General features: G+C 63.8%; 6 protein-coding genes and 1 pseudogene. 5 read left to right on the plus strand and 2 right to left on the minus strand.

The genetic code is table 11. From position 1 onward, the window contains the following. Positions 1 to 130: 130 nt before the first annotated feature. Together KSW38_RS15595 and KSW38_RS15600 are read left to right on the plus strand one after the other, a co-directional pair. Positions 131 to 1,588, plus strand: coding sequence for an APC family permease (locus tag KSW38_RS15595; protein ID WP_216925832.1), 1,458 nt, complete (start codon positions 131 to 133; stop codon positions 1,586 to 1,588). Beyond that, on the plus strand, positions 1,578 to 3,251 hold the full coding sequence (locus tag KSW38_RS15600) for an amidohydrolase (RefSeq protein WP_216925833.1): 1,674 nt from the start codon (positions 1,578 to 1,580) through the stop codon (positions 3,249 to 3,251). Before KSW38_RS15595 ends, KSW38_RS15600 begins: the two co-directional genes overlap by 11 nt. A gap of 19 nt (positions 3,252 to 3,270) precedes the next feature. Here KSW38_RS15600 and hrpB read toward each other — a convergent pair whose 3' ends face one another. Further along, positions 3,271 to 5,928 (minus strand): ATP-dependent helicase HrpB, encoded by a 2,658-nt coding sequence (gene hrpB / locus KSW38_RS15605; protein ID WP_216925834.1) that lies wholly within the window; start codon positions 5,926 to 5,928, stop codon positions 3,271 to 3,273. 109 nt (positions 5,929 to 6,037) lie between these two features. After that, entirely contained in the window at positions 6,038 to 7,081 is a 1,044-nt protein-coding gene (locus KSW38_RS15610) for an NAD(P)-dependent alcohol dehydrogenase (RefSeq protein ID WP_216925835.1), read from the minus strand. Between the two features lie 132 nt (positions 7,082 to 7,213). Between KSW38_RS15610 and KSW38_RS15615 the strand changes: the two genes are divergently transcribed. The 3 genes and pseudogenes from KSW38_RS15615 to KSW38_RS15625 form a co-directional block, all read left to right on the plus strand. Beyond that, a complete protein-coding gene (locus KSW38_RS15615) occupies positions 7,214 to 7,381 on the plus strand; it encodes an MmyB family transcriptional regulator (protein ID WP_428982391.1) in 168 nt (55 codons plus the stop codon). 58 nt (positions 7,382 to 7,439) lie between these two features. After that, complete coding sequence (locus KSW38_RS15620) at positions 7,440 to 7,844, plus strand: (R)-mandelonitrile lyase (RefSeq protein WP_216925836.1); 405 nt, start codon at positions 7,440 to 7,442, stop codon at positions 7,842 to 7,844. Positions 7,845 to 7,897: 53 nt separating this feature from the next. Next, positions 7,898 to 8,722 (plus strand): annotated as a pseudogene (locus tag KSW38_RS15625) (HNH endonuclease signature motif containing protein); the annotation flags it as partial.

Consider the following 8,722-nt stretch of genomic DNA (forward strand, 5'->3'; position numbering starts at 1 on the left):
TACGACTCTAGCCAGAAGTTTGGGCAAAGGTATTGTGCGCCCAGTCACAAGGCCCTACGATAAACGAAAGCCTTTCGCTTATTGACCGGCTCCCCATCAAATCTCCCCGCATCGGACCTCCGAGGACACCATGTCTGAAATCGAAACCCGCCCTCCCGCAGCGGATGCTGCAAACGGGCTCAAAAAGAATGCCATCGGCACCGGCGGCATTGCCTTCCTGGTGATCTCCGCAGCAGCCCCCTTGACCGTAATGGCCGGCGTGGCACCTGTGGCCATTGGCATCGGGGGCATTGGCGCCCCCATGGGCTACGTCATCGCCGGCGCCGTTCTCTTGATCTTCGCTGTGGCTTTCATGGCCATGACCAAGCACGTCAAAGCAGCCGGCGGCTTCTACACCTACATCACACTTGCCATGGGAAAAACGGTGGGGCTGGCTTCCGCCATTCTCGCCATCATTTCCTATAACTGCCTGCAGATCGGCGTTTACGGACTCTTCGCAGTCCAGACCCAAGCCATGCTCCGGACACTCTTTGGCTTGGACGTCCCATGGCCCGCAGTAGCACTGGTGGCCGTCGCCGCCGTCTGGTTCCTTGGCTATCGGGGCATCGACGTTGGGGCCAAGGTCCTGGGTGTCCTGCTCATTGCCGAGACCGCCATTCTTGCCGTCATGGGTGCCGGCATTCTGGCGAACGGCGGCGCACAGGGCATCAGCGTTGCCTCCTTCTCCCCCGAACATGCCTTCACGCCTGGCGTCCTGGCCATCCTTGCCATCTGCTTCGCCGCTTTCATGGGGTTTGAATCCACCGTGCTGTACCGCCGTGAGGCCCGCAACCCGGACAAGTCCGTACCCAGGGCAACCTACATTGCTGTCGGATTCATGTCCGTGTTCTACGCGTTCATCGTGTGGACGGTCATCCAGGCGTACGGCGATGGTGACGTGATGGCCGCCGCCGGTGAGTTGGCCGATGGCATGTTCTTCGCCACGATCAACCACTACGTGGGTCCCTGGGCAGAGGTTGTCATGTACGTGCTGATCGTGACCAGCGTCTATGCCTCCCAGCTTGCATTCCACAATGCCATCAACCGCTACGTTTACATGCTCGCCAAAGACGGCGTCCTCCCCGCATTCCTCGCCAGGACCCATCCGAAGTACAAGTCCCCGCACCGCGCCGGACAGATCCAAACAGCCCTCGCCGCCATCGTCATCATCATTTGCGCCATCGCCGGCGCTGATCCCTACAAACAGCTGCTGATCTGGGTAAACACCCCCGGCATCTTCGGCATCGTCGCCTTGCAGGGCCTGGTGTCCGTGGCAGCTTTCATCTACCTTCGGCGCAACCCTGAGGCCGTGACCAACCGACTGCTCATTCCCTTGAGCATCGCTTCAGCCATCCTGCTCTTTGGCGTGGTGGCCCTGATCGCCATAAACATCGAACTCCTGACCTTCGCCGATGCCCTCACCAACACCATCCTCCTCTTGGTGACGCCCCTTGTTTTCCTTGCAGGCCTGCTGTCAGCCCGCAGATTACGCAGGGCCCGTCCCGACATCTTCGCCCGGATTGGAAGCTTCGAAACCCATGACTCCTGACCTCATCGTCCTTGCCGACACCATCCACACGCTCGACGACAAGCCGGATAACGGTTCCCGATCAGCCATCCAGGCCGTTGCCGTCAGCGACGGGTTGATTGCCGCCGTTGGAACGCGGGAGGACGCCCAGCAGTGGCGAAAGCCCGGCACGCGGGTAGTGGATCTTGGCGGTGCAACACTCACGCCAGGCCTGGTGGATTGCCACATCCACCCCGTGTTTGGCCTGGACCTGACCATTGGCTGCGATCTGTCCGGCGCGTCCACTTTGGCTGACGTACGCGCGCTGCTGCGTGCAGAGTCAGCAGGCCCGGCATCAGCAAATCCCGCATCAAGAAACGACGGCGGCTGGTTGCGCGCCTGGGGTCTGAATCCGAACGCGTTTGGCCCAGTACCCCTGCACCGGAGCGTGATCGACGAAGTCTCCGGAGACCGGCCGGCGATGATCCGTTTGTTCGACGGCCATTCAGCGCTGGCAAACACCCGGGCACTGGAATTGGCCGGGATAGGCGGCCGCGTCGAATTTGACCAGTCCGCCGAGGTGGTCTGCGACGCCGACGGCGTGCCTACCGGGATGCTGTTGGAAGCTGCGGCCATTGAACTGGTGCAGCGTCACATTCCCAAGGAATCGTTCGAGGAACGCAAGACCCGCCTGGGTAACCTGCTCCGGGACTTCGCCCGGTCTGGGCTGACCGGCGGGCATGTCATGGACCATGACGAGGAGTCGACGGCTCTATTTCAGGCTTTGGAAGCCGACGGCGAGCTGCCCCTGCGGTTGCGGAGTGCGCCGTGGTGCATGCCGGGCACTGGCGTGGCCGAGTGGAAGGAACTTGCCCGAACTGTAGGCACCGGCGGACGCCGCTGGTCGATCGAGGCCATCAAACTGTTCGTTGATGGAACCGTGGACAACGGGACCGCGTGGCTTTACGAGCCGGATCTGTACGGCCAATCCATTGCGCCATTCTGGCCCCGGCCGGAAGAATACACAGCTGCGGTTCGCTACTTTGCCTCCCGTGGCATCCCGACGGCGACCCACGCCATTGGCGATGCGGGCGTGGAACACGTCCTGGACGCCTTGGAGTCGCTCCGCGGAGTTGTGCCCTCGGACGTACTCCGCCAAACGGTTCACAGGATTGAACACATCGAAACGGTGCCGGACCAGCTGGTGGAACGCTTCCAGCACGCCGGAGTGGTGGCGAGTATGCAGCCGACACACTGCACGCATTATTCCGTGGCAGACCAAAGTGACAGTTGGTCTACCAGGCTTGGCAAGGTCCGTGCCGACCGGGCATGGCGTTGCAGGGACCTCCGCGAGGCTGGAGTTACGGTGGGCATCGGATCCGACTGGCCGATTGCTCCGTACGAACCCTTGCCAATCATTGCAGACGCCCAATTGCGGCGCCGTTCCGGACATCCGGAGCAGGAACCCATCGCACCAGCCCAGGCACTCACCGCGCTCCAAGCGCTTGAGGGCTACACCTCACATGCGGCACACGCTGCAGGACTGTGGGACGTTTCGGGCTCGATCACGGTGGGCAAGCGCGCCGATTTCACAGCGTTTGAGCGCGATCCACTGACTACGGCCCCGGATGAATTGGCCGCCAGCGGCGTTGTAGGTACTTTCGTGGACGGCGAGATCCAGTTCATGTTGGAAAGGCTTGCCTAGCATTCTTTGATCGGCCGGGCTACATGCGGTTCTTGGTTTTGGACGTAGCCAGTGCCGTCCACGGACATTCGGGCCAGGGATGCTTGGGGTAGCGCCCACGCATCTCTGCCCGAACCTGGGAGTAGGGCCCGGACCAAAACGACGTGAGATCAGCTGTCACCGCCAACGGCCTGCCGGCGGGAGACAAAAGGTGGAAAAGCACCGGTACCCTTCCCTCAATAAGGCGAGGCGTGCGGTCCCAGCCGAAACATTCCTGCAGCTTGACCGCTACAACCGGGCTCCCGCCGTCGGGCTCCATATTCGTTCGATCCGGGCCTCCGGAGCCATCAGAGACCTCTGGGTACTCGATTCGCACCCGCGAGCCACTGGGCACCTGAAGGCGCTCAGGCACCAGGCTGTCCAAGGCGGAAGCCTCGGGCCACGGGAGCAGGCGCCGGAGTGGATCGGCGAGGTCTATGGTGGTGGCCGGGGCGCCGGTGGCCATGGATTCGAGCTCCGGAGCAAGCCAATCATCCAATCTGGCCAACAGTGCGGATTCGCTGACATCCGGCCACGGATCGCCGAGCTCCCGATACAACAACGCCATACGCCGGCGCAGCGCATCTGCCGCGGCGGACCACCCGATCATCGAGAGTCCGGCCTTTTCCAGCGCAGTCGCAACAGCATGCCGGCCCTGCTCGGCACTGGGGCGCACGGGCGTCGAGGACAGCACCAGCGCTCCCAACCTCCGCTCAAGCCTGGCGGTCACCCGCCCTTGGGCGAAACGTGCCGTTACTTCCTCCACTAACAACTCAGGCGCCGCAGCCGCCGCCAGCTCGGCGGACAGGGGCGCAGCCGATCGGATCACGGCGCCAGTGGCCGCGGCATCCCTGCCTTGGGCGCGTGAAACCTCCGCCACGGCCAACCAGTCATGGCCGGCCAGGGCGCTACCTGCGGGCAGGCCAGCCCTCGTGCCCGATGTCAGCAGATACGTTGGTGTCCCTTGGCCGGGAACCCGCCTGGCAATACGGTCCGGGAAGGCCAACGCGACCACGAACCCCGGAGCCTCCCTCGCTGAAACGTCCAGTGCCCGTTGTGAATCGATTCTTTGTCGATCAACGGTGTTGGAGGTCTCCTGACGCGCCAGCGATTCCATCCGTTTGACGTCCTCGGCGAATCGTCGGGCTGCCGGGTGTGATCCGGATCGAACTGCCGCCAGGAGTTTTGTGAGATCGGCGCCAACCGCGCGTTGATCACCGGCTACCAATGCCACTGTTTCAGCGGCAAGGCGACGGCCAACCAGCGTAGAACCGTCCAGTAGCGCACGGGCGAGCCGAGGGTCTGCCGGGACCTTCGCGAGCGTCCTGCCCAAGTCCGTGACAGTTCCCTCCACTGTCACCGCACCGAGTTCCCGAAGGACCTCGACGGCGTCATCCATAGCGGCGCGCGGTGGTGCGTCGGGCAGTGCAAGCCCACGGCCCCCGGGGGCTCCCCAGCAAGCGAGCACGAGAGCGGCGCTGGTGAGGTCGGCCACCGAAATCTCGGGGGTTTGGTGCGCTGGCGCGGCGGCGAAGGCCTGCTGGTCGTAGCACCGAACCACCCTGCCCGGTCCTTGGCGCGCTGCGCGGCCGGCCCGCTGCTCGGCCGAAGCCTTTGAGCAGGACACCGTCACCAGTCCGGACATGCCTCTGCCCGCGTCACGACGCGGTTCACGTGAAAGGCCGGAATCTATAACGAGCCGGACGCCCGGCACCGTGAGTGACGACTCGGCCAACGCCGTAGACACGATGATTCGAGGAGTGTCGCCGGGTTCCCGTCCTGAAACCGCCCGGTCCTGAGCGTCCGGACCGATCTGGCCATGCAGCTCAAGCACCTCAACACCGGCCTGGACCCGCCCGCGGAGCCGGCTGGCGACGTCGGACACTTCACGGACGCCTGGGAGGAAGACCAACGCGTCAACGTCGGGGTTTACCATGAGCGCTTCCTCGTGGGCAGCCACCGTTGTTTCGGCAACATGGTTCAGGAAGCTGTATGCCACGCCGCGATCGTCCAAGCGCTGGCCCGCGGCCGGAACCCACTGGACTTCCAGGGCGTGCAGGGCGGAGGGACAGTCGACGACGGGAGCCGGCGCGCCGCCGTCGGCGCTTCGTCCCAGCAGGGCGGCGAAACGTGCGGCGTCAAGAGTTGCCGACATGGCCACGAGGGTGAGGTCGCCGCGGAGTTCCCGGACTTCCGCGAGCATGCCAACGAGCAGGTCAGTTTCGAGGCCACGCTCGTGGACCTCATCCAGGATCACTGCTTGCGTACCCTCAAGTCCGGGATCAACCAGGAGGCGCCGCAAGAGAATACCCGGAGTGACGAACTCCACCACAGTGTCCGAACCCGACTTGCTCTCGCCGCGGACTGTATAACCCACCCGGCTGCCCAGACGGCTGCCGTCGAGTGAGGCAAGGCGGCGGGCGGCTGAACGCGCGGCCACCCTGCGCGGCTGGGTGACGACGACGCGGGGCTGGCCCAGGCGCCTCTCCCCCACAAGGTTGGCCAGCAGCGGAGGAACCAAGGTGGTCTTTCCCGTCCCGGGCGGTGCCTGGACGACCACCGTTCCGCCGTCGCCCTGGCTCTTGAGGGCGGCGGTGAGCTTTCCCAAGGAATCAGCGAAGACCAGTCCTGCGCCGATGGTGTCCAGTCTGAAAGTCACCACACTATTGTCCCTGCTTGGTGGCACTAAAAGGTCCACGCCCCTCGATCAACCTGAAGGCTGCGAGGAGGCGTGGCCCCATCAGTGGTGTTGCTATTCGGCCGGCGTGCTAGCCGATGGTGGACGTGTCAATGACAAAGCGATAACGCACATCGGAGGCGAGCACGCGCTCATAGGCCTCATTGATCTTGCTGGCCGGGATGACCTCGATCTCGGCACCGAGCCCGTGCTCTGCGCAGAAGTCCAGCATTTCCTGGGTTTCGCGGATTCCGCCGATCATGGAGCCGGCGAACCTGCGGCGCCCACCGATGAGCGCGAAAGCATTCACCGGCAGCGGCTCGGCCGGCGCGCCAACGTTCACCAGCGTGCCGTCAAGGCTCAGCAGTTGCAGGTAGGCGCTGATGTCGACGGACGCGCTGACGGTGTTGATGATGAGGTCAAATGTGCCCGCCAGTTGCTCGAACGTGGCAGGATCACTGGTGGCGTAGTAGTGGTCAGCGCCCAGTTTGAGGCCGTCTTCCATCTTCTTCAGGGACTGCGAGAGGACAGTCACCTCGGCACCCATGGCGTGGGCAATCTTGACACCCATGTGGCCCAAGCCGCCCAAGCCCACGATCGCGACCTTCTTGCCAGGGCCGGCCTCCCAGTGATGCAGAGGGGAGAAGGTCGTGATGCCTGCGCACAGCAGCGGTGCAGCGACGTCGAGATCCAGCGCTTCGGGGATGGTGACCACAAAGTCCTCGTTCACCACCACGCTGCTCGAGTATCCGCCCTGGGTGACGGTGCCGTCACGGTCAATTGCGCCGTAGGTGCCCACGTTGCCGTTGAGGCAGTACTGTTCCTCGCCCGCCAAGCAGTTCCTGCACTCCTTGCACGAGTTGACCATGCAGCCAACACCAACCCGGTCGCCCACTTTGTGCTTGGTGACGTTCTGGCCAACTTCGGTAACGATGCCGGCAATCTCGTGGCCAGGGACAAGCGGGTACTGCTGGGGACCCCAATCGCCGCGCACCGTGTGGATGTCCGAGTGACAGATACCAGCGAACTTGATGTCAATGTGGATGTCGTGAGGTCCAACCTCGCGACGTTCGATGGTGGTCAGGGTGAGGTCGCCCGTGGCCGAAGGTGAAGCATAAGCGTTAGCGGAAGGCATGTTTCTCCTGCGTGATGAAGATTAGTGGATGCTTCCATCTAACCCCCTTTTCCGAAATGCAAGGAGTTACTGCTGTTAGGGGTAATGACAGGGACTCCCTTGGAAGGCCAAAAGCCATACCGTTGGAAACACATGCGGATCGAGGCGGGGCGTAACCCCTATGACCGTGGACTCGCTGGCCTCGTAGGTGAGTTGTCCAGGCGCAGCGAAGACTTCCGTGTTCGCTGGCGGCGCACAACGTCCGGCAGCATTACATCGGCAAGAAGTAGTTCCGGCGTCCGATCGTCGGGGACCGACTGAAACCCGCCACGACCTCCGCACGACGAAACGCAACTAATTCCAGGACGAAAAAGGAACCATGGACATTACCCCGAAGACCACCAGCACCAAGGGGCCATCAGGGCTCTTCACCGGCGACGTCTACTTCGACGTCATCGCCAAGGGAGACGCGCCCTCCCGACTTCGAGTGAACATCGTCCGCTTCGCTCCGTGCGCTAGAACGGCCTGGCACACCCACGCGGCTGGTCAGACGCTCCACGTGACGGACGGTGTAGGCCTGGTCCAGGCGCGCGGAGCAGAGGTGAAGGTGGTCCGCCAAGGTGACACCATCTACACGCCGCCGGGCGAATGGCACTGGCACGGTGCTGCTCCGGAGCATTTCATGAGCCACCTTGCCATGTGGGAAACCACCGGAGCCGCAGACGAGTCCGAAACAACGTGGGGCGAGCTAGTGACAGATGAGGAGTATGGCTATCCGGGCTGAGGGCTTTTATCGGGCTTCCTAAAAATGTCAGACCCTGGTGAGAGGGTTTATTCATGGGAAGCATTGGGGAGATTCTGGCGCGTCGGGCAGCAGTGACTGGCGCCACGTTGCGCCCCCGACGCGTTCCCCTCGGAAGCCACTCCGGTCCTGCCCACGGGCAGGACGGCTTTGAAAGCCCGACGGCGGTAGTCACCGATTCGGCGAGCCTAAGGGCCATGGCGCTGCTTCGCGGCATTAACCCGCTGTCTGTCTCTGGGCCCGATGAAGCGGACCGTGACGATTTCCCCGGACTCGGCGTTACCCACGGGCTTGAGGATGCACGGGGAATTGAGGGTGCGCTGGGACTTGAGGGTGCGCGGGGAATTGAGGGTGCGCTGGCTGACAGTGTTGAGGCGTTGGAAAGCCTGCGTTCCTGCACCGTGGCCGGTGCCCTGTCGTTCGGGTTTGCCGAAGCCGCGGGGTTCGCCGGGCGGGTGGAGGAGATCTCCCGCACCGTGGAATACCTGCAGGTCATCGCGGCGCACGCCGTGGAACGGACCCGCACCCAAGCCCAGCAGGCACGGCCCTCCACCGCGGCGAGCACGGGATGGCAGACCGGCTGGACCGACCCCGCAACCACAGACCCCGGAACCACAGACCCTGCTGCCCCGGCTGCAGGATCAAACCCCGACACCGCCACGGCTGCACGGACTACTGCTGGTGGGTTCGGTGGTGTTGCTGCGGTGGCCGATGATGGCTACCGGGACGCCGCGCAGTTCCTGCGCGCCCGCCTGCGGATCGGCATCAGCGAAGCCCGGCGCCGGCTCGCCCTGGCCTCCGAGGTCCTCCCCCGGACCGGAATCGCCGGCCAACACATCCCGGCCCGCCGCGAAATCCTG

The organism is Paenarthrobacter aromaticivorans, from assembly GCF_019038615.1.
In the GTDB taxonomy this organism is placed as follows: Bacteria; Actinomycetota; Actinomycetes; order Actinomycetales; family Micrococcaceae; genus Arthrobacter; species Arthrobacter aromaticivorans.